Consider the following 23,559-nt stretch of genomic DNA (forward strand, 5'->3'; position numbering starts at 1 on the left):
AACACTCAGGGTGGAACCCAGGGTGGCGGGACCGGCAACACTCAGGGTGGAACCCAGGGTGGCGGGACCGGCAACACCCAGGGCGGGACCCAGGGCGGTGGCCGGGGCAACACCCAGGGCGGCACGCAGGGTGGCGGCACCGGCAACACTCAGGGTGGAACCCAGGGCGGTGCTGGCAACACTCAGGGCGGGACCCAGGGCGGTGGCACCGGGAACACTCAGGGCGGCACGCAGGGTGGCGGGACCGGGAACACTCAGGGCGGCACGCAGGGTGGCGGCACGGGCAACACTCAGGGCGGCACGCAGGGTGGCGGCACCGGCAACACTCAGGGTGGAACCCAGGGTGGCGGCACCGGCAACACCCAGGGCGGCACCCAGGGTGGCGGGACCGGCAACACCCAGGGCGGCACCCAGGGCTGACCATGCAGGTTCGTGCCTCGCGGAGGACCCCCCTCCGCGAGGCACGAAGCATGCTCGACGCGGAAGGAGACGACCGTGCGTGGTGCGAGTCTCGCGGTCGCCGTCACCACAGCCTGCTGCGCGGTGGGCGCATGGGGTGCGTCGGCGAGCGCCACCGAGGCAAGCGCAAGCGGTCCGCCGGACGCGACACAGGCGGCCCGGCAGACCCAAGCCCCCGCCGCTCCCACAGAACTCCGCTGCTACGCGACACAGCGCGCCCCGGGAAACGTCACGTGCTACCGCGTCTCGGCGAAAGCCGAGTTCAGGCACGGGGAGATCGTCTACATCCCCATCCTCGTCCAGGTGCCCGTACCGCCCCGCCCGCCGTCCGTGACCATCGTCGGCAGCCTGAACGACATCCACCCGGGCGCACCCGGCGGATGAGCCGCGCTCACTTCGCCGGACCGGTGTCGATGACGCCGTACTCGAGGGCAAGCCGCGTGAGGTCCGCCCGGCGGCGGGCGCCGCTCTTCTTGCGGAGCCGTTCCAGATGGGTGTGGACCGTGTTCTCGGTGATGTTCAGCTTGGTGGCGATCTCGCGGTCGGTCGCGCCGCCGGCGAGAAGCTGGAGGATCTCCCGTTCGCGTCCGGTGATGCGCGGAGGCGCCGCGGGGATGCTGCGCCCGGCGAGGCTCGCGCCGAAGTAGTCGCTGCCCGAGGCGACGGCGCGCAGGGCCGTCAGCAGTTCGGGGATGCCGGTCTGCCGCCCCAGGTAGCCGCGGGCTCCGGCCTTGATGCACAGCACGGCGTCGGACTGCGGCTCCGAGGCGGACAGGACGACGACCGCGTGCCCGGCGCGGTGCAGCCGGGCGACGTCGCCCGAGGTCACCTGGTCGCTGGACTGAAGGTTCACGTAGAGGACGATCTCCGCGGCGGACGGCACCCGGGGCACGTCGTCGACGCTCTCGACGAACGTGACGATGCCGAGGTCCGGCTGCGCCTTGACCGCCTGCGCGAGACCGAGCTGCAGCAGGGGCCAGTCGCAGACGACGACCAACGAGGTCACGGCTCGGCTCATCGGACGCTCCAGCGGGGGTGGGGCGAGGCCATCTGCTGCGGCGCAACGGCGGGCGGTGGAGCCCGCCCGGTCCCAGAGTCCGCCCTGGCGCGAGCGGCGGCACCCCCGGTGATCCGTCCGGGGGAAGCACGGGGGCGCGAGGGGGCGGCGCCGGACGCCCGTTGCCGTCAGGCGCCCACTTCCCCCAACTCCGCGAGCGGCAGCGTGTGTTCGGTCTGGAGGACCTTCGCGCGCAGGTAACGGACGTTGTGCGGCGTGGAGAAGACACCCGTCGGGACCCGGTCGCGGACCGTCATGCCGAGGGCGCGCAACTGGGCTGCCTTGTCGGGGTTGTTGGAGAGCAGGTCCAGCTCGGTGATGCCGAGGGCGCCGAGCATCTGGGCGGCGGCGGTGTAGTCGCGGGCGTCCTCCGGCAGACCGAGGGCGGCGTTCGCGGCGTAGGTGTCGAGACCCTGGTCCTGGAGGGCGTAGGCGTCGAGCTTGTTGTAGAGCCCGATGCCCCGGCCCTCCTGGCGGAGGTAGAGGAGGACGCCGCCGCGTACGGCGATCCGCTCGACCGCCTCGCGCAACTGCGGTCCGCAGTCGCAGCGCGCCGAGCCGAACACGTCGCCGGTCAGGCACTCGGAGTGCAGCCGCACCAGCGGCACCGGACCGGGGTCGCCGAGGACGAGGGCGAGGTGCTCCTGGCCGTCGGTGAGCCCGTGGAAGGTGACCAGCTCGGCGTCGGCCGCATAGCCGTCGCCGAAGCGCAGCGGCACCCGGACGCGGGCGCGCGGGGTGGCGGCAGGGGTGTCGGGCATCGGGCCTCCGGGTTCCGTGCGGTCGGCGTCGCGGTCGTGGTCGGTCGTCGTCCGCGCTCCATCTGCTTCAGATTTGAAACAGGGCGGTACGGTTCCGGACCTTATCCCATGCTTCAAAGTTGAATCAACGGTCGGTGAACGGTCCGACACCGATCAACGTCGATCAGCGCCGACCGCCCGACCGCCCGACCGCCCGACCGCCCGACCGGTACCGGCAAGCACACGCCCTCAGCCCGGCGGCTCCGCACACGGCGTAGACCGTCGCCGCCACGGCACCTCCTCCGCCGTACTCCCCGCCTCCTCGCCCTGGAGCCCCCGCGCCACCCCCGCGCAGATCTCCTCCAGTTGCCGCACCTGCTCCGGGCTCAGCCGGTCGAAGAGGGTCGCGCGAACCGTGCCGACATGGCCGGGCGCGGTGCGCTCCAGCACGGACATCCCCTCGTCGGTCAGCACCGCGAGGCTGCTGCGCCGGTCCCAGCGGCAGTCCTCGCGCCGTACCAGACCGTCCCGCTCCAGGCGGGTCACCGCGTACGTCAGCCGACTGCGGGTGATCTTCAGTTCCTCGGCGAGGTCGGTCATGCGCAGCCGCCGGTCGGGCGCCTCGGAGAGGATGGCCAGGACGGAGTAGAAAAGGTGCGGCATCCCGGCGTCCTGCTGGAGCTGCCGGTCCATCGCGTCGTCCAGCAACCGGGAGGCGGCGAGGTAGGCGCGCCAGGCGCGCTGCTCCTCGGGCGTGAGCCAGCGGGTCGTCATGCCGCCAGTGTAGGTTTGTTTCAAACTTGAACCAAGATCAGCCCGTGAGTCCCGCAGAGTCAGCCCCGTGAGTCACCCGGAGAGAGCGCGCCGATGCCGTACCCGTACGTCCTGCTGTCCGCCGCCGTCTCCCTCGACGGCTACCTGGACGACACCGGGCCCGACCGCCTCCTCCTCTCCAGCCCCGCCGACTTCGACCGGGTGGACGAGGTGCGCGCCTCCGTCGACGCCATCCTGATCGGCGCGGGCACCATTCGCGCCGACAACCCCCGCCTCCTGGTCAACGCCCCCGGTCGCCGCGCCGCCCGCCGCGCCGAGGGCAGGTCGGAGTACCCGCTCAAGGTCACCGTCACCGCCTCCGGCGACCTCGACCCGAAGGCCAATTTCTGGCACACCGGCGGCGAGAAGCTCGTCTACACGACCGACCAGGGCGCCGAGCGCGCCGCCGACGCCCTCGGCGACACCGCCGATGTCGTCTCCCTCGGCGCCGCCCTCGACTGGCGCGCCCTGCTCACGCATCTGCACGACGAGCGCGGCGTACGGCGTCTGATGGTCGAGGGCGGCGGGACCGTCCACACCCAGCTCCTCCAGCAGGGACTCGCCGACGAACTCCAGTTGGTCCTCGCCCCGCTCCTCGTCGGTGACCCCGCCGCGCCCCGCCTCTTCGGACCCGGCGCCTACCAGGGCGGTCGCCTCCGCCTCACCGGGAGCCGTCGCATCGAGGACGTGGTGCTCATGCGCTACGAGCCCACCGCCCCCGGCGCCGGACCGCTGCCCGTCGCCGCCGACCACCGCTGGCTGCGCACCGCCTGCGAGCTGGCCGCGCTGTGCCCGCCCTCGGACACCGCCTTCAGCGTCGGCGCGGTGGTGGTCGCCGCCGACGGCACCGAGCTGGCGCGCGGTCACTCGCGCGAGGGCGGCGACCCGGTGGTCCACGCCGAGGAGGCTGCCCTCGCCAAGATCGCCCCGGACGACCCGCGCCTGCCCGGCGCCACCGTCTACAGCAGCCTGGAGCCGTGCGCCCGCCGCGCCTCCCGGCCCGTCCCGTGCGCCGGTCTGATCCTGCGCTCGGGCGTACGCCGGGTGGTCACCGCGTGGCGCGAGCCGGACACCTTCGTGACCGCCGCCGACGGGTCCGGAGTGCTGGCGGACGGGGGCGCGACGGTGGTGACGCTGCCGGAGTACGAGGTGGCCGCGAAGGCTCCGAACGGGCATCTGCTGCCCTGAGGCGCAGGTCACGCGGAACGGATGTGCATCTGACCCCGCGCATGACGTATGGTTGAGACACAACGACGCGGGGTGGAGCAGCTCGGTAGCTCGCTGGGCTCATAACCCAGAGGTCGCAGGTTCAAATCCTGTCCCCGCTACTGAAGACTCAGGGCCGGAATCCAGTTCATCGGATTCCGGCCCTGAGTGTTTTCCGGCCCCGGGGCGTCGATCCCTTCGATCCCCCCGGATTTCCTGCCCTCACCGTCACGCACCGTGAGGTAAAGGTTTCCCTCCGCAGCGATTCTGAGTCATCATCAAAAACGCGCTCACTGCTGATCGCCGGTCAACTCGCCCTCTTTGCGTCCGGCTTGGCGGTTAAGTCCGCTCCGAAGAAGCTTAAAGATCAAGCGGATCGGCTTGGAAACCCATAGCCGGGTCTATTAACGTTCGATAACGCAGCGCGGTCGACCCAGCCGTCACGCGAGACGGCTCCATGCGCACGCGCCGCATCCCCACATCCTTCCCCCGAACCCTGACGGCGGGGGTCGCCCCCACCGCGTACCCGGTAGCAGGCGAAGGCAGGAAAGGAGCGCGCCCCCGTGGCGTCCGACCCCCACACCCCCTTCGCACCGACCCCGGGCGAGAACGACACCTTCGGCTACGGCGCACCGCGCTCCGACGGTCCCTGGGAGGAGTGGAACCCCACCGAGGAGTCCCTCCCCTCCGCCCGCGGCGGCCGGCACCGTGTCGCCAAGCAGCGCGGCGGCGGGCTCGCCCGCAGCTCCACCGTCCTCGGCGTCGGTGTCATCGCCGCCGTCGGCGCGGGCGGCATGGCCAGCGCCAACACCGGCAAGCCGCCGGTCTCCATCGCGCTGCCCGACCTGCCCGGCGTCGACTCCCTCCTCGACCACGGCTCCGACGAACCCGCGCCCTCGCTGAGCGCCGTCGGCTCGGCAACCGCGCAGAGCGAGGAGTCCTCCGACGCGGGCGAGGCGCTGCGCAGCCGGATCATCGCCCAGGCGGCGCACCAGCAGAGCAAGGCCGAGAGCCGGGCCACCGCTGCCGCCGTAGCCGCTGCCGACAAGCAGACCGCCGACGCCGCCGACAAGGCAGCGAAGGAAGCCGCCGCCCAGGCAGCCGACGCCAAGGAGAAGGCGGAGGCGGACGCCAAGAAGAAGGCCGAGTCGGACCGGCTGGCCTCGCTGGCCAAGCAGTACACGCTGCCGACCTCCGGGTACACGATCACCGGCACCTTCGGGGAGCCCGGCGCGCTGTGGTCCTCCGGCTATCACACCGGTCTCGACTTCGCCGCGCCCACCGGCACGCTCATCAAGGCCATCCACGGCGGCACCGTCACCCAGGCGGGCTGGGCCGGGGCGTACGGCTACCGCACCGTCCTCACCCTGGACGACGGCACCGAGCTGTGGTTCTGCCACCAGTCCTCGATCAGCGTCAAGACCGGTCAGAAGGTCGCCACCGGCGAGGTCATCGGCCGCGTCGGCGCCACCGGCAACGTCACCGGTCCCCACCTCCACCTGGAGGTCCACCCCGGCGGCCAGGCCACCGGCATCGACCCGATGACCTGGCTGCGCGGCAAGGGGCTCAATCCCTGAGCCCGGTGAATCGAGCCCTGCCAATCGAGCCCTGTGAATCCCCGCGGGCATCCGTGTGACAGGCGGAATGGACGGGACCCGGGTGATCGTTGAGTAGAGACATGACTGCCTCTCCTCATCTGCGCAAGCTCGGTTCCTCCAGCCTCGAGGTCTTCCCGCTCGCCCTCGGCGGCAACGTCTTCGGCTGGACCGCCGACGAGAAGACCTCCTTCGCCGTCCTGGACGCCTACGCGGCGGCGGGCGGCAACTTCGTGGACACCGCCGACTCCTACTCGAACTGGGTCGAGGGCAACTCCGGCGGCGAGTCGGAGACCATCATCGGCAAGTGGATCGCCTCCCGGGGCAACCGCGACCAGGTGGTCGTCGCCACCAAGGTCAGCCAGCACCCCGACTTCAAGGGTCTGTCCGCCGCCAACATCAGGGCGGCTGCCGACGCCTCCCTGCGCCGTCTGGGCACCGACCACATCGACCTCTACTACACGCACTTCGACCAGCCCGAGGTCCCCGTCGAGGAGATCATCGGCGCGCTGGACGAGCTGGTGAAGGCGGGCAAGGTCCGGCACATCGCCGCCTCCAACATCGGCGCCGACCGGCTGCGGGAGTCCCTGGAGTTCTCCGACCGCGAGGGTCTGGCCCGCTACGTCGCCCTCCAGCCCCACTACAACCTGGTCTCCCGCGACACCTACGAGGGTCCGGTGCAGGACCTCGCCGCGCGGGAGGGTCTGGCGGCGGTGCCGTACTTCGCCCTCGCCTCCGGGTTCCTGACCGGCAAGTACCGGCCCGGCACCGAGGTGGACAGCCCCCGCGCCGAGGGCGCCGCCAAGAACCTGGCGTCCGAGCGCGGTCAGAAGGTGCTCACCGCCCTGGACGAGGTGGCCGCCGCCCACGGCGCGCCGGTCGCCACGGTCGCCCTCGCCTGGCTCGCCGCCCAGCCGACCGTGGTCGCCCCCATCGCCTCGGCGCGCACCCTCGACCAGCTCCCGGCCCTGCTCGGCGTGGCCGACCTGCGCCTGACCCAGGACGAGCTGGACCGGCTGACCGCCGCCTCCGCCTGATCCGGCGCTACGACCGGTAGGGGTTGTAGCCGGAGTACGGCACCGTCGGATAGCCGTAACTCCCGTGCCCGTAGCCCGCGTACGGCACCGCCGGGTGGCCGTACGCGGGCCACTGGGGGCGGGGCGCGGGCGCGGTGACCCGGGCCGCGTACTCCAGCGCGGGCCGGGCCACCTCGCGGCGCCGCCACAGCGCGGCGAGCAGCTCGTGCTCGCGGGCCAGGAAGTCCGACCCTGCCCTGCCCCGGCGCGCCCGGCGCCGCAGGAACGCCAGCGAGGTCGCGTACGCCTCGTACCGCGCGACCTCGCGGGCGGCGGGGCGTCCGCCGAGGTGGTGCCGGGCGTGGTCGCGGGCCACCCGGCGCGCCCGCATCGAGCCGAGCACGAACGGCTCGCCGGGACCGAGCCACCCGGCGTACACATAGGTCGGCAACTCCTCGCGCACGATGCGCAGTTCGTTCTGCCGGGTCCAGACCGCGAGCCAGGTCAGCAGACCGAACGCGGGCGCCATGAAACCGGCGTAGACGAAGAGGAAGCCGAACTGCCCGAAGGACGCCGAGCCGTTCCACAGACCGTGCAGGGTCATCGCCAGCAGCCAGCCGCCGATCGGGAACAGCACGCGCCGCACCCGCTGCCGGGGCGCCGCGAGCGCGCGCAGACCGAAGCCGATGCCGGTGCACACGGTGAACAGCGGGTGCGCGAACGGCGACATCACCACGCGGACGAAGAAGGTCGCGGCGGTGACCGAGACGATGCCCCCGGCGCCGGAGACCCGGTCCTCGCCGAAGGCGGTGCCCAGGTAGAGGATGTTCTCGGTGAACGCGAAGCCGGTCGCGGTCACTCCGGCGATCACCACGCCGTCCACCAGACCGGTGAAGTCGCGTCTGCGGAAGAGGAAGACCAGCAGCACGGCGGCGCCCTTCGCGGACTCCTCCACGATCGGCGCGATCAGCGTGGCGCCCAGGGTGTCGGCGTCGTCCGGGTCGGCGGCGGCGGTGGCGATCCAGTGGGTCGCGAAGCTGTTGGCGACGATCGCGATGAGCGCGGCGGCGCAGGCGCCCCAGGCGAACGCGAAGACCAGGTTCCGCCAGGGACCCGGCTCCACCCGGTCCAGCCAGCGGAACGCGGCGATCAGCCAGGGCACCGGCAGCACCGCGAGCCCGAGCCCCACCAGGAACCCCTCGGTCCCGGTCTGCAGCCGCACCAGCGCGAGGATGACGAGTCCGGACAGCGCGAGCAGCGTGCTCAGCGCGCCGTAGCGCACCCAGCGGCGTTGCCACCAGTGCGGATGATGATGGCGTCCGGGGTGTTCCCGGGCTATCGGAGAGGGAGAACTGGTGGCCACGGCATCGACCCTAACGGTGGCCCGACGGCAGGCCATCGGGAAATACGGGCCCGACGCGAGAACCGGCCGGGCCTACGGCTGCCGGTGAGGTACGCGGCGGAAAAGAAGATCGTTCACGACGTGACCCTTGTCCAGTCCCTGGCCCTCGAAACGGGTCAGCGGCCGGAACCCGGGACGCGGCGCGAAACCGCCCTCCGCCTGCGTGTTCTCGAAGTCCGGGTGCGCCGAGAGCACCTCCAGCATCTGCTCGGCGTACGGCTCCCAGTCGGTCGCGCAGTGCACGACCGCGCCGGGCCGCAGCCGGGTCGCGGCCAGGCTCAGGAACGCGGGCTGGATCAGCCGCCGCTTGTGGTGCCGCTTCTTGGGCCACGGGTCCGGGAAGTAGACGCGCAGACCGTCGAGGGAGTCGGGCGTGAGCATCTCGCGGAGCAGGATGATCGCGTCGCCGTTGCCGACCCGGACGTTGGTCAGCCCGCCCTGGTCCGCCAGGTTCAGCAGATTGCCCTGGCCGGGGGTGTGCACGTCCACCGCGAGGATGTTGACGTCCGGAGCCGCGGCTGCCATCTGGGCGGTCGCCTCGCCCATGCCGAAGCCGATCTCCAGGACGACCGGGTTCGTGTTCCCGAACAGCTCCGCGAGGTCGACGACCCGCCGCCCGTCGATGTCCATGCCCCACCGCGGCCACAGCCGCTCCAGGGCGTCCGCCTGCCCGGTGGTCACCCGGCTGCGGCGCGGCTGGAAGCTGCGGATGCGCCGCTCGAAGTGCGACCCGGCGGGATCGGCCTGGGGACCGCCGGGGAACCGGGGCTCCCCCTTGCTCCGGGAGGTCCGGGCGGACAGCGGAACGGACGACCCGTCGGTGGCGGGTCGCTCGGCTGCGGGGGCGTTCACGAAGTCAGACACAGTGCATCCGATTTTAGGCGGTCGGCCGGGGCTCTCCTCCTGCTCTCCTCGTGTGACGGGTCACGCCTGTTCTCCCCGTGGTCACGCCCCGCCCAGCATCGCCAGCGCCCGGGACGCCACCTCGCGGCCGATCGGCAGGGAAGCCGTGGCCGCCGGGGACGGTGCGTTCAGGACGTGGATCGTGCGCGGTGCCTCGCGCAGCAGGAAGTCGTCCACCAGCGAGCCGTCCCGCGCCACCGCCTGCGCCCGCACCCCGGCCGGCGCCCGCACCAGGTCCGTCTCGCGGACGGCGGGCACCAGCCGCCGCACCGCCTTCAGGAACGCCCCCTTGGACACCGAGCGGCGCAGCTCACCGGCGCCGTACAGCCAGTGGCGGCGGGCCAGCGCCCACGCGCCGGGCCAGGCGAGCGTGCCCGCCAGCTCACGGGGGCGTACGACCCCCCAGCCGTACCCCTCGCGGGCCAGCGCCGGGACCGCGTTCGGACCGATGTGGACCTCGCCGTCGATGCCCCGGGTCAGATGCACCCCGAGGAAGGGGAACGCCGGGTCCGGCACCGGATAGACCAGACCGCGCACCAGCTCGGGGCGGGCCAGCTCCCAGTACTCCCCGCGGAACGGCACGATCCGCACGTCCGGCTCGTCACCGGCGAGGCGGGCCACCTCGTCGCAGTACAGCCCCGCGCAGTTCACCAGGACACGGGCGCGCACCACCTGGCCGGAGGCGGTCAGCACGGCCACGCCCCGCTCCGGGCGCCGGTCGATCCGCACGACCCGCGCGCCGTAGCGGATGTCGGCGCCGGAGGCGCGCGCGAGCTGCCGCGCGACCGCGCCGTAGTCGCACACGCCGGTCGTGCCGACGTGGATCGCGGCCAGACCCCGCACCTCCGGCTCGTACTCCGCGATCTGCGCGGCGCCCAGCTCCCGCACCGCGATGCCGTTCTCCCGGCCGCGCTGCACCAGGGCGTGCAGCCGGGGCAGCTCGGCGCGCTCGGTGGCGACGATCAGCTTGCCGGTGACCGCGTGCGGGATGCCGTACTCCGCGCAGAACTTGACCATCTCCGCCGCGCCCCGCACCGCGTACCGCGCCTTCAGGGAGCCGGGGCGGTAGTAGATGCCGCTGTGGATCACCCCGCTGTTGCGCCCGGTCTGGTGCCGGGCGGCCCCTGGCTCCTTCTCCAGCACCGTCACGCGCGTGCCCGGCGCTGCGCGGGTGATCGCGTACGCCGTCGACAGCCCGACGATCCCGCCACCGACCACCAGCACATCGCAGTCGTACGCGCCCGTCCGCACCTGCACCACCTCCCGACTCGATAGTGCACTGCGCCACTGACAACGGCTTCAAACGCGGCCGACAGAGGATTACGCCGGAGCCATCAGCAGGGGTCGCGCCCGCTCGCGCAGCTCCACCACGCGCGGCTCGTCGCCGTAGGGCTCCAGGCGGTGCAGCAGGTCCTTGACGTACTCGGTGGTGCGCGCCGAGGAGATCCGCCCGGCCACCTCCACCGCGCGCACGCCCTGCTCGCACGCCGCGTCGAGGTTGCCCGACTCCAGCTCGGCCACCGCGGAGACGACCAGGCGCAGCCCGTGCGAGCGCACGAACTCCTCGGTCGGCTTGGACAGCGCCTGCTCGGTGAAGCGGCGCACCTGGCGGGGTGCCTTCAGGTCGCGGTAGCACTCGGCGGCGTCGGCGGCGAAGCGGTCGTAGCCGTAGAAGCCGAGCCAGGACGGGTCGTTGTCGCCCTCGCGGGAGCGCTCCAGCCAGCCCTCGGCCGACTTCAGCGCGGCGCCCGCCGCCTGGGCGTCGCCCGCGCGCGCGTGCGCTCTCGCCTCGACCAGCCGGAAGAAGCTCATCGTGCGGGCGGTGGCAAGCCCCCGGTTGCGCTCCAGGGCGGCTTGCGCGAGGTCCACGCCCTCGTCGCCGAAGCCCCGGTAGGTGGCCTGGAGGGACATGGAGGCGAGCACATAGCCGCCGAGCGGCACGTCGGCCGCCGCGCGGGCCAGCCGCAGCGCCTGGATGTAGTACCGCTGGGCCGCCTCCTGCTGGCCGGTGTCGAACGCCATCCAGCCCGCGAGCCGGGTCAGTTCGGCACCCGCGCCGAACAGCGCGCGGCCCACCTCGTCGGAGTAGGAGCCGAGCAACAGCGGCGCCGCCTCCACGCGCAGGCACTCGGGGACCATGGACGAACGCCAGTCGCCGCCGCCGTACTTGGAGTCCCAGCGCCGGGCGTCCTCGGCCGCCTCCCGGAGTTTGCGCACATCGCTGTGGCCGACTTTGATCGGTGCTCCGGCGCCCTCGGCCGAGGCCGCCTCGCGTTCCACCGAGCTGTCGGCGGGGGTTATCAGCCATCGGGACGCGGGCGTGGCGTAGGCGCTCACGGCGAACGAGCCCGCCAGCGACTGCCAGATGCCGCCGGAGCCCGCCCGGCGTCCCGCCAGGTCCAGCCGGTACAGATCGGTGGCCGACTTGACCGCCTGGCCCACGTCGCGCGGGAAGGCGAGACCGACCTCGGGCGCCGGGTCGGCGTCCGCCAGACCGATCTCGTGCAGCGGCACCGGCCGGCCGAGTTTCTGGCCGATCGCGGCCGCGATCAGGTGTGGTGCCGCCCCTTGGGGCACCATGCCCTTCGAAACCCAGCGCGCCACCGACGTCTTGTCGTAGCGAAGGGTCAACCCCCGCTGGGCACCTAGGTCGTTGACGCGCCGCGCCAGTCCCGCGTTGCTGATTCCCGCGAGGGCGAGAACGGCGCCGAGTTTCTCGTTCGGCCCGCGTTGCTCCCTGGACATGCGCCACCCCTCGACACAGACGGCTGCCCCGCTGGCATAACCACGCGGCATTCGTAAACACAGCGTAGTTCGCCGCATCCCAAGCGTTAAGGGGCATTGTTCCGGATGGCGCGATTGCGGTCCGTACGGGAGTACGGCCCTGTACGCACCGTGCACGCCCTGTCGCGGCGTGCCCCCGGTCGTGTGGCCGTGCGCCCGTCCGTGCGCTCTTCTCCGGCCACCCTCGGGAGCGGTTCCATGGGTGTCGCGTGGGTCGGCCCGCTGTACTGAATCCAGTGGGCTGGGGGACACCGCCACCTTCATCCCCGCGGGTGGCGGACCGGTCCGGGAGGCGATGCCCGCCTCCCGGACTGTGCGCGGCTCCGGGGGCGCGGGGCGCCGCGCGGCTCTGTACGGAGCGTGCTCAACCTCCGTACGCCGCCCACGAATTGGCCGAAAACCGCCCTCCCTCCGGATCGTTGATCCCCGCTCTCACCAGAGCAGTTGAGGGCGCACAGGGGGTTTTCGGGGAGTGAAGCGGGGCGCATTCGCATCGCATACGCCCGGTGTTCCAGGGGAGTTGTCCGCGGGTCCCGCCGACCGCCGCCTGCCGGTGTGACCCTGCCCTTCCGTGCCAAGCACCCACCCCCGTACGCCGTTTCGCTCAGGTTTCTCCTGCGCGAAGGCGGCGCCGCCGCCCCGCTCCGGCGCGTTCTTCATGGCAGCATGGGTCCGGTTCGTGCGGTGCACTGATTGTCCACAGCCTGTGGAGGCGTCGATGCGGTGGTTGGTCGGGTGGAGCAGCGCCGCGACGGGCGGCCTCGGACCCGGCGCCGTGGACCCTGCCGGATACGACGACGAGACCCCGCACCCGGTCGGCTCCCAGTTGCTGTGGGGCGGTCCCGACCCGCTGTGGGCGGTCGGCGACTGGCGCCCCGACGAGGTGCGCGTGGTCCAGGGCGACGCCCAGAACCGCATCGCCGTCCTCGGCATCTGCGGCGCCTCCGACGACGAGCTGCGCCGGGGTCTGTTCACCGCGCGCGGGGGCGCGCTCCGGCATCTGACCTCCTGGCCCGGCAGCTACACCGCCGTCGTCCAGGCAGGTCGCCGCATCACCGTCTGCGGCGACCTCGCGGGCGTCCGCCCCGTCTTCCACGCCCCCTGGAACGGCGGCACCTCCTACGCCACCGCCGCCCTGCCGCTCGCCGACCTCACCGAGGCCAACCTCGACTTCGGCCACCTCGCCTCCCTGCTCGCCGCCCCCGACATCCCCGCCGCGCTGCGCGACACCACGCCGTACGAGGGCGTACGCCGCGTTCCGCCGGGGCACGCGCTGATCCTGCGCGCCGGAGCGCGCGAGATCACCGGGTACGAGCCGGTCGCCTCCCTCGCCGTCGCCGCGCCCCCTGCCGACCCCGCGCACGCCGTCGACGCCGTGCGCGACGCCCTGATCGAGGCGGTCCGGGTCCGGCTCGCCGCCCCCCGGCACGTGCCCGGACTCGACCCGGGTCCGGTGCCCGGCATGGGTCCGGCCGAACGGCGGGCGGCGCGCGGGATGCCGGTGCCCGGCATCGGCGCCGACCTCTCCGGCGGACCCGCCTCCGGCACGCTCGCCCTGCTCGCCGCCGGACTGCCCGGCAGACCCGGCACCCTGCTCGGGCACGGCACCGGCGCCGGGGAACGGCTCCTCGCCGTCACCTTCAACGACCTGGCCGTCGGCGGCCGCGAGGCGGAACTCGAGCGCGCCGGAGCCCTCGCCGCCAACCCGCGCCTGCACCACGTGGTGGTCACCGGCGGCGAGGACACCCTCCCCTACGCCGACCTCGACGGACCCCTCACCGACGAACCCGGACCCTCCCTGGTCACCGCCGCCCGGCACCGCGCCCGGCTCGCGGCGGGCAGCGCCGACCACTTCACCGGACACGGCGCCCGCCAGGTCCTCGACGCCCACCCCGCCCGCCTCGCCGACCTGCTCCTGGACCGCAGACGGCGCCATCTGGTCCGCCCGGTCGCCGCCCTCACCCGCGCCGACGGCTCGGTCCTGGTCCCCGCGCGGGTCTACGGCGCCGCCCGCCGCCTGGCGCGTACGCCGTACCGCACGGGCATGGAGGCGCTGGCCGAGCGGCTGATGCGGCGCGGCTTCGACGAACCCAAGGGGGCGGTCGGCGCGTCCCTCGCCGCGCTGACCTGGGGAAGACCCGGTCCTGCCGCGCGGTGGCTGACGGGGGAGGCACTGGCTGAAGTATCGGTTCTTCTGCAGTCCGGGGCGGAGCGCGCCTCCGGTGGACCCGGGCTGCGCCCCGGCGAGTTCCGCGCCGCCGCCGTCCTCGCCCGGCACGCCGCCGATCTGCGCGTCCTCGAACAGGCAGCCGAGGTCCGCTCCCAGCGGCTGCACGCGCCCTTCCTCGACAACCAGGTCGTCCGCGCCTGCCGTGCCCTGCCCGAGGCGCTGCGGGTCAAGCCCGGCGCCCGCGCCGCCGTCCTGCGCACCGTCCTCGACGGCGCCGGGGTCACCGACCTGCCGCCCGGCTGGGGCGCCCCCTCCCACGCCGCGGGCGCGGCTGCCGCCCGCACCGGACTGCGCGTCGCCGCCGACTCCCTCGTGGACCTCTTCGCCACCCCGCTGCTCGCGGACGCGGGTCTGGTCGAGGCGCGCGTGGTCCGCAAAGCCGTCCGCTCCGCCGCCGCGGGCGAACCCCTCCCGCTGGACGGACTCGCCGACCTGGTCTCCGTCGAACTCTGGCTCGGCCGCCTGCTCGCCCGCCGGGGAAGCTGCTGGACCGGCACCCCGGCCCGCGCCCGCGCCGTCCCCGCGGGCATCGACCCGCAGCGGGGCGCCCTCGGCGCCGCTAGCGGCAGGTGAAGCGGGAGCGCGCCCAGTCCGCGAAGGCCACCTGCTCGAAGCCCCGACCGCGCTGCTCCACCACGAGCCGCACCGTCCTGCGCCCCGTCAGGTCCACATGCACCGGCACCGCCGCGTCACCGCCCCCGACCGCGCCGGACTGCCACAGCCGGACCCCGTCCGCGTAGACCGAGAAGGCCACCTTGCCGCGCGTGAGGTTGAGGTCGTCCACCCCGGCGAGGGCGTCGTACGCCGTGCACTGGCGGTTGAGGTCCACGGTGACCGAGGAGTCGCCGCGCACGGTGACGCCGGGGGAGTAGTGGGTGCCGCCGATCGACAGGTCGTAGCGCCGCCACACCCAACTGCTGTCGCCCAGGCGCACCTCGGGCTCGGTGCCGTCGCCGGTGAGGTCGTAGTTCAGCGCGTTGGTCTCGTAGACCTCGGGCGCGGGCGGCGGAGTGGGCTTCGGGGTCGGCTTGGGTGTGGGCTTCGGCGCGGGCTCGGGGGGCGGGGTCGGCTTCGGGGTCGGCTTGGGAGTCGGCTTCGGCTTCGGGGTGGGCGTCGGCTTCGGTGCGGGCTTCGGTACGGGCTTGGGGGTCGGCTTCGGCTTCGGCGCGGGCGCGGGGGGCTGCGCGGGAGCGGCTGCCACCGGCGCCGGGTCCGGCTTCTTCGGCTCGGGAGCGGGCTTCGGGGTGTGCGGCTGCTGGATCACCGGGGACGGGGAGGGCTTGGCGATCTCCCGGGTCGGGTGGCTGTCGTTCACCAGCGCCAGCGCGACCGCCGCGGCGGCCACCGCCACCACACCGGTCGCGATGCCCGCCTTCACCGGCGCGCCGAGCCCCTCCGAGGCCGCCGCGCCACCGCCCGCACCGCCACCCGAGGTAGCCCCGGTCGCCGCCGCCGCGGCACCCGCCGCGCCGACACCCGCGCCGCCCGCGATGACCCCGAGCGCCTTCGCGTACCCGGCGGCACCGAACCAGCCGATGACAGCCACGGGTACGACCGCCGGGATACCGCTCGCGACTTCCTGGATCTGCGCGGCGGCCAGACGGCACTTCGCGCACTCCTCCAGGTGCTTGCGCAGTCCCCGCTCCGCGCGCACCCGCAGCTTGCGGCGGGCGTATCCGCCGAGCTGGTCGGCGTAGCGCGCGCACTCCTCGTCGCTCACCAGGCTCGCGCTGACGTGCGCCTGGAGGTACGCCTGCTTCAGCCCCTCGCGGGCCCGACTGGCCAGTACGCGCGTGCCGTTGGCGTCGAGACCGAACAGCACCGCCACGTCGCTCGGCGACTCGTCCTCCACCTCGGTGTGCCAGAGCACCGCCTGCCAGCGCTCGGGCAGCGAGCGGAACGCCTGCATCGCCATCGACTGCTCGGCGTCGTGCATCGCGCGCACATCGGCGCCGAGGTCCAGGGTGTCGTCGTCGGACACCTCGGAGGAACGGGCTGCCTGCTGCGCGAACACCGCGAAGTCGTCGACGAGTTGCTCGCGCCGGGCGGACTTGGTCCAGTGCGCGGCGACCCGGCGCACCGAGGTCAGCAGATAGGCGCGCACCGCGTACTCGGGTCCCGAACCGCCGCGCACCGCCTGGAGCATCCGCGCGAACACCTCGGCGGTGAGGTCGTCGGCTGTGTGGCCGTCACGGCAGCAGGTACGCGCGTAGCGCTTCACCGCGTCGGCGTGCCTGCGGTACAGCTCCTCGTACGCGGAGTCGTCACCGGCCCGCATCCGCTCGATCAGCTCGCTGTCGGCGGGAGGCATGTCGGCGGGGGGCAGGTCACGCGGGGGCGGCAGCACGCTGCCCTCGCGCTGAGTGGGAAGACTCGCCTCGGCGGACTCGGCCTGGCGCGGCTGCTCGGACCCGGGACCACGCCCGCCCTGGCTCGGCACCTGCGGCGACGTCAGCCCCCCGGCCTCCGCGTCGCCCTCACCGCGCGCGCCGTCCCACCCGTCGACACTCATCCCCGAAAATCCCCCGATGCCCGGCACAGCCGAATCCGTACCGGCTCAGGGTGCCACAAAGGTTTACACCCCTGGGCCACTCGTCCGACCCGTCACTCGTCCGGGCGGATTATCCCCACGCGTTACGAACAAAATCCGAACGGGGCGTTCACGCAAGGGCGTTGTCGATCTTTCGGGGGTGGAGTGCGGAGGGCTCTACGGCAGTCCGGGTCCGGTGGAGTCACCGGACCCGGTATCGCTCGCGCGGAACCCGCGATCGATTGCGCGGGGCTTACGCCGGGCGGGAGCGCAGACCCTCCAGGAGGATCTCCAGCAGGCGGGCCGAGGCGGCCGCCTGCTGAGCCGCGTCCGGCAGGGAGGGCGCCGCCGTGGCGATGACCAGGAGGACGTCGGCCACGGAGACGTCCGCGCGGAGTTCACCCGCCGCGCGCGCACGGTCCACCAGGCGCCCGACCACTTCGAGCAGCGCGGTCACGCTCGTGGACTCGTCCGGAACCAGCCGGAGTTCACCCGAACCGGGACCCGCCTGCGAGCGCTGCTGCGGCACCCGCGCCTCGTCGTCCGCGACCCCCACCCGCAGCACCTGCGGCGGCAGCAGCCGGCCCGCGCCCGAGGCGACGGACGTCCGCAGGAAGCGCGACAACGCCGACCACGGTTCGTCCTCCTGCCCGAGTGCCGCCCGCGCCTGCTCGGTCAGCCGCGCGGTCTCCTCCTCGGCGATCCGCCGCACCAGCACGTCCTTGCTGGGGAAACGCCGGTACACCGTGCCGACCCCGACCCGCGCGCGCCGCGCCACGTCCTCCATCGGCGCGCCGTACCCCAGCTCGCCGAAGACCTCACGCGCCGCCCGCAGCACGTGCTCGAGATTGCGCTGGGCGTCCACCCGGAGCGGCGCCGAGCGCGGACCGTCCCCGCGTTTGCCGCCGGTCACGACGGACGCGGCCGACCAGTGCGTTTCCTGAAGATGCATGTGTTCCCCCGGTGATGACGTCTCCCCCCGGAGACTCCCCGCCACTGATGCCGGAGGTACGCGGACCCGGCCCGGTCCCTGAGCGGACCGCTCCGCGCGGGCCCCGTTCGGCCACATTCCCCGCACTCCGTCGACACATGAACATAGTTGAGAGGGCGTCAATTCAGAAGGGGTAGGTTCCGCACAGTGCGCCCCCGATCGGAGTACGAGCCATCTATGTCCGGATTCCATGCCTTCACCACCGCCCGCGGCACCCGGCGGCACGACCCCGGTTCCCCCGTCCGGACGGCGCGTCCCACGCGGCGCACCACCGTCTTCCGGTCACACAAATCGCCGGGGCTGTGGACAAACAAAGGCGCCGGGTGCGTCATGGGATGGTGAAGGAACGCGCGCGCATTCTGGTCGTCGGCGGCGGCCACGTCGGGATGTACACCGCCCTGCGTCTCCAGCGGAAGCTGAAACCGCAGCTCAGACAGGGCGATGTCGAGATCACCGTGGTCAGTCCCGACCCTTATATGACCTATCAGCCGTTCCTGCCGGAGGCGGCGGCGGGCTCGATCTCACCCCGGCACGTCGTCGTCCCGCTGCGCCGCGTCCTGGACCGGTGCCGGGTCGTCGTCGGCGAGGTCACCTCCCTCGACCACACCGCCCGCACCGCCGCCGTCCGCACCCTCGCCACCGCCGAGCGCGACGCCCCGGACGAACTCCTCGGCTACGACGAACTCGTCCTCGCCCCCGGCTCCGTCTCCCGCACCCTGCCGGTCCCCGGTCTCGCGGAGCACGGCATCGGCTTCAAGACCGTCGAGGAAGCCATCGGGCTGCGCAACCACGTCATCGAACAGCTCGACATCGCCTCCTCCACCCGCGACCCCGCCGTCCGCGACGCCGCCCTCACCTTCGTCTTCGTCGGCGGCGGCTACGCGGGCGTCGAAGCCCTCGCCGAACTGGAGGACATGGCCCGCCACGCCACCCGCTACTACCCCGGCATCCGCCCCGAGGACATGAAGTGGATCCTCGTCGAGGCCACCGGGCGCGTCCTCCCCGAGGTCGGTCCGGAACTCGGCGGCTACACCGTCACCCAGTTGCGCCGCCGCAACATCCGCGTCCTGCTGGAGACCCGCCTGGAGTCCTGCGCCGACCGCATCGCCGTACTCAGCGACGGCCAGCGCTTCCCCACCCGCACCCTGGTGTGGACCGCGGGCGTCCGCCCCCACCCCCTGCTCGCCGCCACCGGACTGCCGCTCACCGACCGCGGCAGGCTGCGCTGCACCGCCGAGCTGACCGTCGAGGACACCCCGCACGCCTGGGGCGCGGGCGACGCCGCCGCCGTACCGGACGTCACCGCCGACCCCGGCACCGACACGGCGCCCAACGCCCAGAACGCCGTACGCCAGGCTCGCGTCCTCGCCGACAACCTTGTCCACACCCTGCGCGGCGAACCCCTGGACACCTACGCGCACGCCCACGCCGGGTCCGTCGCCTCCCTCGGGCTGCACAAAGGCGTCGCCCAGGTGTACGGACACCGGCTCACCGGATACCCCGCCTGGCTCATCCACCGCGCCTACCACCTCGGCCGGGTGCCCACCGTCAACCGCAAGGCCCGAGTCCTGGCCGAGTGGACCCTCGCCGGACTCTTCCGCCGCGACATCGTCTCCCTCGGCTCACTCGAACACCCCCGCGCGGAGTTCGAACTGGCGGCCGGTGGAATTCCCCCGCATCCCCCGTACGACAACCCGAAGGGGTCGTCCTGACCGGACCGGGGAACTCCACCCCGCACCGGGGCGTCTGACGGATATCGCCCCGGACGGCCACCTGCCAGACTGCCCCTGTCCCCGGCCGGGCATCCGCCCGCACTCAGCACACACGAGGCTTTCCCCACTGTGAACTTCACGCGCTGGAGCGCCCGGCTCCCCGGAACGCAGCGCCGCGCCGCTGCACGGACCGAGCAGGCGGTACAGGCGGTGTCCCCGAACCCACCGGGAGAAGGCTCCGTGCCCGCCGCCCGCGGCGAACGCCCCGACGGACAGAGTGCCTTCGTCCCCGCCGTCGACGAACTGCCCGCCCGCGAGGTCCTCGACCGCGTCCCGGCCCTCGTCGCCCTCGTCCACGGCCCGGACCACAGCCTCGCCTACGTCAACGACGCCTACCGCGCCGCCTTCGGCACCCGCACCCCCGGCGAACCCGCCCGCGAAGCCCTCCCCGAACTCTCCGAGCTGGGTCTCTTCCCCCTCCTCGACCAGGTGCTGCGCAGCGGTCGCCCCCGCACCCTGAAGTCCCGCCGCGCCGTCGACGGCCGCTTCTACACCTTCACCTGCACCCCGGTCACCAAGGACGGCGACCGCGACGCGGGCGTCCTCGTCTTCGCCACCGACGTCACCGACCACGCCGAAGCCGCCGAGCGCCTGCGCGCCAGCGAACGCCGCCAGCGCGAGACCGCCGTCACCCTCCAGCGCTCCCTGCTCCCGCAGGACCTGGAGGAACCCGACGACCTGCGCGTCGCCGCCACCTACCAGCCCGGCGGCACCGAGGCAGCCGTCGGCGGCGACTGGTACGACGTCATCACCCTCGGCGGCGGCCGCACCGCCCTCGTCATCGGCGACGTCATGGGCCGCGGAGTGCGCGCCGCCGCCGTCATGGGCCAGCTCCGCACCGCCGTCCGCGCCTACGCCCGCCTCGACCTGCCGCCCCACGAGGTGCTCCAGCTCCTCGACGGACTCGCCATAGAGATCGACGCCAACCAGATCGCCACCTGCGTCTACGCCGTCCACGACCCCAACGAGGGCCGCCTGGTCTACGCCTCCGCGGGCCACCTGCCCATCCTCGTCCGCGACGAGAACGGCACCGTGCTGCGCGCCGACGAACCCACCGGGCCCCCGCTCGGCACCGGCGGCTGGGTGCACGCCTCCGGCACCGTCCCCCTCGGACCCGGCTCCACGGCCGTCCTCTACACGGACGGCCTGGTCGAACGGCGCGACGAGGACCTGGACGAGGGGATCGCCGCCCTGGAGCGCGCCCTCGCCGGAGCCACCGGCAGCCCCCAGGTCGTCTGCGACCGGCTGGTCCGCTCCGCCGGGGTCACCGCCGACCACGACGACGACGTGGCCGTCCTGGTCCTCCAGCACCCCGCCCGCACCGGTCCCGAGGGCGACCTCTTCCGCAACGCCGCCCTCGAACTGCTCGGCGGCATCGAGGCGGCCCCGCGCGCCCGCGCCTTCGCCTCCGGCGTCCTCACGAGCTGGCGCTTCCCCGTCGAACTGCACGACCTCGGCGTCCTGGCCGCCAGCGAACTGGTCGCCAACTCCCTCCAGCACGGCGTCCCGCCCATGCGGCTCCGGCTCCGCCGCACCGACCGCCGCCTGATCATCGAGGTCACCGACGGCGACGACCACCTCCCGCGCCGCCGCCGCGCCGAACCCGCCGACGAGTCCGGACGCGGCATCGACATCGTGGCCACCATCGCCTCGTCCTGGGGCGCCCGGAAGACACCGGGCGGCGGCAAGGCGGTCTGGTGCGAGTTCCTGCTGCCGAGGGGATAGCCCCGGGCGGGATCAGGCGCTGACGGACTCCGCCGACGCCTTGCCCCGGGCCACCACCCGGCTCTGCACCAGCGACCACGGCCGGTCCTGCGCGGGAGTGAGCCGCCGCCCCAGCCGCAGCGCCAGCACGCTGATCGTCAGCGAGAACAGCACGAAGGTCACGATGTACGGCGCGTGCAGCGACGCCCCGAGCGGACCGCCCACCGCCGGACCGATGGCCAGCGCGAGCTGCTTGACCAGCGCGAAAGCCGAGTTGTACTGCCCTGCGCCGCCCTCCGGCGCCAGATCCGCCACCAACGGCGCGAGCGTCGGCGACAGCATCGCCTCACCCAGCCCGAACAGCGCATACGTCGACACGAACGCGGCGGTGGCCATCTCCCGGCTGCCGTGCCCGAGCCCCGCGTACCCCGCCGCCAGCCAGGCGACGGTCCAGATCAGCCCGACGAGCGCGATGACCCGCGACCGGCGCCGCCGCTCGACCAGCTTCAGTACGGCGAACTGCGCCACGACGATCATCAGCGTGTTGGCCGCCAGCGCCGTACCGAGCGTCGAGGTGGATATCCCGGCCGCCTCCACGCCGTACGCGCTCAGCCCGGACTCGAACTGGCCGTAGCAGGCGAAGAAGAGGACGAAGCCCAGCACGCAGAGCTGCACCATCGCGCGGTTGCCGGCCATCTGCCGCCAGCCGCCCCTGGCCCCGCCCTCCGGCTGGTCCGTGATGTGGGGCGCGTGCGGCATCCGCACCGTCGTCATCACGACGGCAAGCAGCAGGAAGATCGCCGCCTCGAACGCGAACAGCAGGGTGAAGGAGGAGACCTTGGTCGTGTCGACCAGGTGGCCGCCTATCAGTCCGCCTATGCCGAGCCCGAGGTTCTGCAGGAAGAACTGCATCGCGAACGCGCGCGAGCGGGACTCGGTCGGCGAGCAGTCCACGATCATCGTCGCCAGCGCGGGCTGCATGACGGCCTGGCCCGCGCCGAGCGCCGCCGCCGTCACCAGGACCGCCGCCGCGCTGCTCGCCAGACCGAGCCCCAGCGCGCCGAGCGCGGCCAGGACCAGGGCGGCGAGCAGGACGGGCAGCGGACCGCGTCGCACGATCGCGCGCCCCGCGAAGGGCAGCACGACCAACGCGGCCACGGCGAAGACGGCGAGCACGAGTCCCGCCGTCATCGCTCCCAGCCCACGCACCTGCGCCACATAGACGTACAGATACGGAACCGTGAAGCCGAGCCCGAACGCACTGAGTGCGTTGCCCACGTGGATGCGGCGCATCGCCGCCCCCATCGCCCTGGTCACGTTCACCTCTTTCACTAGTTAGCAGTGAAGACTTCAAAGCTAAAGTTCGAAGCTAAAGACTACATACCGAAGGACTTCAAAGCAAGGAGACCCCGTGCGATACTGCGCCCATGGCCGACACCCCCGGCGTCGCGGAGCCGACACTCGAAGAACAGATCGCCGCCTACCAGCGCGAGTTCCGGGACCTGGACCCCCAGGTCGAGAAGATCGTGTCGGCGCTGTCCCGGCTGAACCGCCGGATGAACGTCGCCTACGGCCGCCAGACCTCGGAGCTGGGCATCAGCAACGCCGAGTGGGAGGTCCTGAAGGCGCTCGTCCTGTCCGGCGCCCCCTATCGCATGGGCCCCGGCGAGCTGGCCAAGCGGCTCGGTCTCACCCCGGCCGCGATGACCCACCGCATCGACCGCATGGTGGGGGAGGGTCTGGTCACCCGCGAGCGCGACGAGTCCAACCGCGTCCGCGTCATCGTGGAGCTGACCACCGAGGGCCGCGAGAAGTGGCTGGAGGCGATGCGCCTCGCCACCGTCTTCGAGGAGGAACTCCTCCAGGACCTCACTCCCGCCGAGCGCGCGGTCCTCGGCGAGGTCCTCACCCGGCTGCTGCGCCGCGTGGAGCACGCCCAGCCGGACGCGGACGGCCGGCTCACCGACCTGGACTGACCTGCCGCTCAAAAAAATCTTGACAGCGGGGGTTGACTCGCCCCGTGCGGGTCCGTAAAGTTCTTCGGGTTGCACGGAGACGTAACGGTTCTCCCGCAACACTCCGCCGCTTCGAGCGGCACCCCAAACCACCAGCACGATCTCCCCCTGGGATTGCTTTCGGCGTGTCCGAATTCAATTCGAATGGGGCTCGGCAGCCCGATTAGGAACTGCCGGGGTTGATCCGCTAAGGTTTGAGACGTCGGAACGGCCGCGAGGCCGGGAAGACAAACCCCGCTGACTGGGGGTCAGACACCGAAAAGGATCTGATAGAGTCGGAACCGCCGGAAAGGGAAACGCGAAAGCGAGAACCTGGAAAGCACCGAGGAAATCGGATCGGAA

Annotated in this window: 19 protein-coding genes and 1 tRNA gene; 10 read left to right on the plus strand and 10 right to left on the minus strand. The window is 72.9% G+C overall.

All coding sequences use genetic code 11. The features are described from left to right. Both IF655_RS30905 and IF655_RS30380 read left to right on the plus strand, forming a co-directional pair. Positions 1–420, plus strand: a 420-nt coding sequence (locus IF655_RS30905; protein WP_206776655.1) for a hypothetical protein, incomplete at its 5' end; no start/stop codon positions are given. Between the two features lie 75 nt (positions 421–495). Beyond that, a complete protein-coding gene (locus tag IF655_RS30380; RefSeq protein ID WP_199588383.1) occupies positions 496–843 on the plus strand; it encodes a hypothetical protein in 348 nt (115 codons plus the stop codon). 7 nt (positions 844–850) lie between these two features. Here IF655_RS30380 and IF655_RS30385 read toward each other — a convergent pair whose 3' ends face one another. The 3 genes from IF655_RS30385 to IF655_RS30395 all read right to left on the minus strand — a co-directional run bounded on the left by IF655_RS30385 (position 851) and on the right by IF655_RS30395 (position 3,030). After that, positions 851–1,477: a response regulator transcription factor gene (locus tag IF655_RS30385; RefSeq protein ID WP_199588385.1), complete on the minus strand. Its 627-nt coding sequence runs from the start codon at positions 1,475–1,477 to the stop codon at positions 851–853. Between the two features lie 167 nt (positions 1,478–1,644). Further along, positions 1,645–2,277, minus strand: coding sequence for a GTP cyclohydrolase II (ribA, locus tag IF655_RS30390; protein WP_199588387.1), 633 nt, complete (start codon positions 2,275–2,277; stop codon positions 1,645–1,647). Between the two features lie 228 nt (positions 2,278–2,505). Further along, positions 2,506–3,030, minus strand: a complete 525-nt coding sequence (locus tag IF655_RS30395) for a MarR family winged helix-turn-helix transcriptional regulator (RefSeq protein WP_199588389.1) — start codon at positions 3,028–3,030, stop codon at positions 2,506–2,508. A 93-nt stretch (positions 3,031–3,123) separates the two neighbouring features. On the opposite strand from IF655_RS30395, the gene IF655_RS30400 reads away from it, so the two are divergent. The 4 genes from IF655_RS30400 (at position 3,124) to IF655_RS30415 (ending at position 6,907) form a co-directional block, all read left to right on the plus strand. Then, positions 3,124–4,257, plus strand: coding sequence for a dihydrofolate reductase family protein (locus IF655_RS30400; protein ID WP_199588391.1), 1,134 nt, complete (start codon positions 3,124–3,126; stop codon positions 4,255–4,257). 66 nt (positions 4,258–4,323) lie between these two features. Beyond that, positions 4,324–4,397 (plus strand) — tRNA-Met (locus IF655_RS30405). Positions 4,398–4,838: 441 nt separating this feature from the next. Then, positions 4,839–5,852 carry a M23 family metallopeptidase gene (locus IF655_RS30410; RefSeq protein WP_199588392.1) on the plus strand — a complete coding sequence of 338 codons (1,014 nt, stop codon included), beginning with the start codon at positions 4,839–4,841 and terminating at the stop codon, positions 5,850–5,852. A gap of 101 nt (positions 5,853–5,953) precedes the next feature. After that, a complete protein-coding gene (locus IF655_RS30415) occupies positions 5,954–6,907 on the plus strand; it encodes an aldo/keto reductase (RefSeq protein WP_199588394.1) in 954 nt (317 codons plus the stop codon). Positions 6,908–6,914: 7 nt separating this feature from the next. Here IF655_RS30415 and IF655_RS30420 read toward each other — a convergent pair whose 3' ends face one another. From IF655_RS30420 to IF655_RS30435, 4 genes are all read right to left on the minus strand, one after another. Beyond that, a complete protein-coding gene (locus IF655_RS30420; RefSeq protein WP_307815106.1) occupies positions 6,915–8,249 on the minus strand; it encodes a PrsW family intramembrane metalloprotease in 1,335 nt (444 codons plus the stop codon). A gap of 72 nt (positions 8,250–8,321) precedes the next feature. Next, a complete protein-coding gene (gene trmB, locus IF655_RS30425; protein ID WP_199588396.1) occupies positions 8,322–9,152 on the minus strand; it encodes a tRNA (guanosine(46)-N7)-methyltransferase TrmB in 831 nt (276 codons plus the stop codon). Positions 9,153–9,233: 81 nt separating this feature from the next. After that, a complete protein-coding gene (gene lhgO / locus IF655_RS30430; protein ID WP_199588398.1) occupies positions 9,234–10,451 on the minus strand; it encodes an L-2-hydroxyglutarate oxidase in 1,218 nt (405 codons plus the stop codon). 60 nt (positions 10,452–10,511) lie between these two features. Further along, the gene (locus tag IF655_RS30435; RefSeq protein ID WP_018547437.1) at positions 10,512–11,936 is read right to left on the minus strand and encodes a hypothetical protein; all 1,425 of its coding nucleotides are present in this window, start codon (positions 11,934–11,936) and stop codon (positions 10,512–10,514) included. Between the two features lie 757 nt (positions 11,937–12,693). On the opposite strand from IF655_RS30435, the gene IF655_RS30440 reads away from it, so the two are divergent. Beyond that, positions 12,694–14,778, plus strand: coding sequence for an asparagine synthase-related protein (locus IF655_RS30440; RefSeq protein ID WP_199588400.1), 2,085 nt, complete (start codon positions 12,694–12,696; stop codon positions 14,776–14,778). Here the strand turns inward: IF655_RS30440 and IF655_RS30445 are convergent. Beyond that, positions 14,765–16,717: a sigma-70 family RNA polymerase sigma factor gene (locus IF655_RS30445; protein WP_199588402.1), complete on the minus strand. Its 1,953-nt coding sequence runs from the start codon at positions 16,715–16,717 to the stop codon at positions 14,765–14,767. The genes IF655_RS30440 and IF655_RS30445 overlap by 14 nt on opposite strands. Before the next feature lie 271 nt (positions 16,718–16,988). Then, complete coding sequence (locus IF655_RS30450) at positions 16,989–17,687, minus strand: TetR/AcrR family transcriptional regulator (protein ID WP_199588404.1); 699 nt, start codon at positions 17,685–17,687, stop codon at positions 16,989–16,991. 374 nt (positions 17,688–18,061) lie between these two features. On the opposite strand from IF655_RS30450, the gene IF655_RS30455 reads away from it, so the two are divergent. Then, on the plus strand, positions 18,062–19,438 hold the full coding sequence (locus IF655_RS30455; protein ID WP_199588406.1) for an NAD(P)/FAD-dependent oxidoreductase: 1,377 nt from the start codon (positions 18,062–18,064) through the stop codon (positions 19,436–19,438). 129 nt (positions 19,439–19,567) lie between these two features. Further along, positions 19,568–21,223, plus strand: coding sequence for a SpoIIE family protein phosphatase (locus IF655_RS30460; RefSeq protein ID WP_199588407.1), 1,656 nt, complete (start codon positions 19,568–19,570; stop codon positions 21,221–21,223). Between the two features lie 12 nt (positions 21,224–21,235). Here the strand turns inward: IF655_RS30460 and IF655_RS30465 are convergent, their stop codons facing one another. Beyond that, a complete protein-coding gene (locus IF655_RS30465; protein ID WP_199588413.1) occupies positions 21,236–22,495 on the minus strand; it encodes an MFS transporter in 1,260 nt (419 codons plus the stop codon). Positions 22,496–22,629: 134 nt separating this feature from the next. Here IF655_RS30465 and IF655_RS30470 point away from each other — a divergent pair, with 134 nt between their 5' ends. Continuing rightward, a complete protein-coding gene (locus tag IF655_RS30470; protein ID WP_199588409.1) occupies positions 22,630–23,178 on the plus strand; it encodes a MarR family winged helix-turn-helix transcriptional regulator in 549 nt (182 codons plus the stop codon). Positions 23,179–23,559 lie beyond the last annotated feature (381 nt).

The sequence above is a fragment of the Streptomyces sp. DSM 110735 genome, assembly GCF_016482685.1.
Taxonomy (GTDB): Bacteria; Actinomycetota; Actinomycetes; order Streptomycetales; family Streptomycetaceae; genus Streptomyces.

Coding starts and splice junctions, on each gene's coding strand:
- IF655_RS30385 (WP_199588385.1), bottom strand. CDS start 1,477: ATGAGCCGAGCCGTGACCTCGTTGGTCGTCGTCTGCGACTGGCCCCTG.
- ribA (WP_199588387.1), bottom strand. CDS start 2,277: ATGCCCGACACCCCTGCCGCCACCCCGCGCGCCCGCGTCCGGGTGCCG.
- IF655_RS30395 (WP_199588389.1), bottom strand. CDS start 3,030: ATGACGACCCGCTGGCTCACGCCCGAGGAGCAGCGCGCCTGGCGCGCC.
- IF655_RS30400 (WP_199588391.1), top strand. CDS start 3,124: ATGCCGTACCCGTACGTCCTGCTGTCCGCCGCCGTCTCCCTCGACGGC.
- IF655_RS30415 (WP_199588394.1), top strand. CDS start 5,954: ATGACTGCCTCTCCTCATCTGCGCAAGCTCGGTTCCTCCAGCCTCGAG.
- IF655_RS30435 (WP_018547437.1), bottom strand. CDS start 11,936: ATGTCCAGGGAGCAACGCGGGCCGAACGAGAAACTCGGCGCCGTTCTC.
- IF655_RS30440 (WP_199588400.1), top strand. CDS start 12,694: ATGCGGTGGTTGGTCGGGTGGAGCAGCGCCGCGACGGGCGGCCTCGGA.
- IF655_RS30445 (WP_199588402.1), bottom strand. CDS start 16,717: ATGAGTGTCGACGGGTGGGACGGCGCGCGCGGTGAGGGCGACGCGGAG.
- IF655_RS30450 (WP_199588404.1), bottom strand. CDS start 17,687: ATGCATCTTCAGGAAACGCACTGGTCGGCCGCGTCCGTCGTGACCGGC.
- IF655_RS30455 (WP_199588406.1), top strand. CDS start 18,062: ATGGTGAAGGAACGCGCGCGCATTCTGGTCGTCGGCGGCGGCCACGTC.
- IF655_RS30465 (WP_199588413.1), bottom strand. CDS start 22,495: ATGCGCCGCATCCACGTGGGCAACGCACTCAGTGCGTTCGGGCTCGGC.
- IF655_RS30470 (WP_199588409.1), top strand. CDS start 22,630: ATGGCCGACACCCCCGGCGTCGCGGAGCCGACACTCGAAGAACAGATC.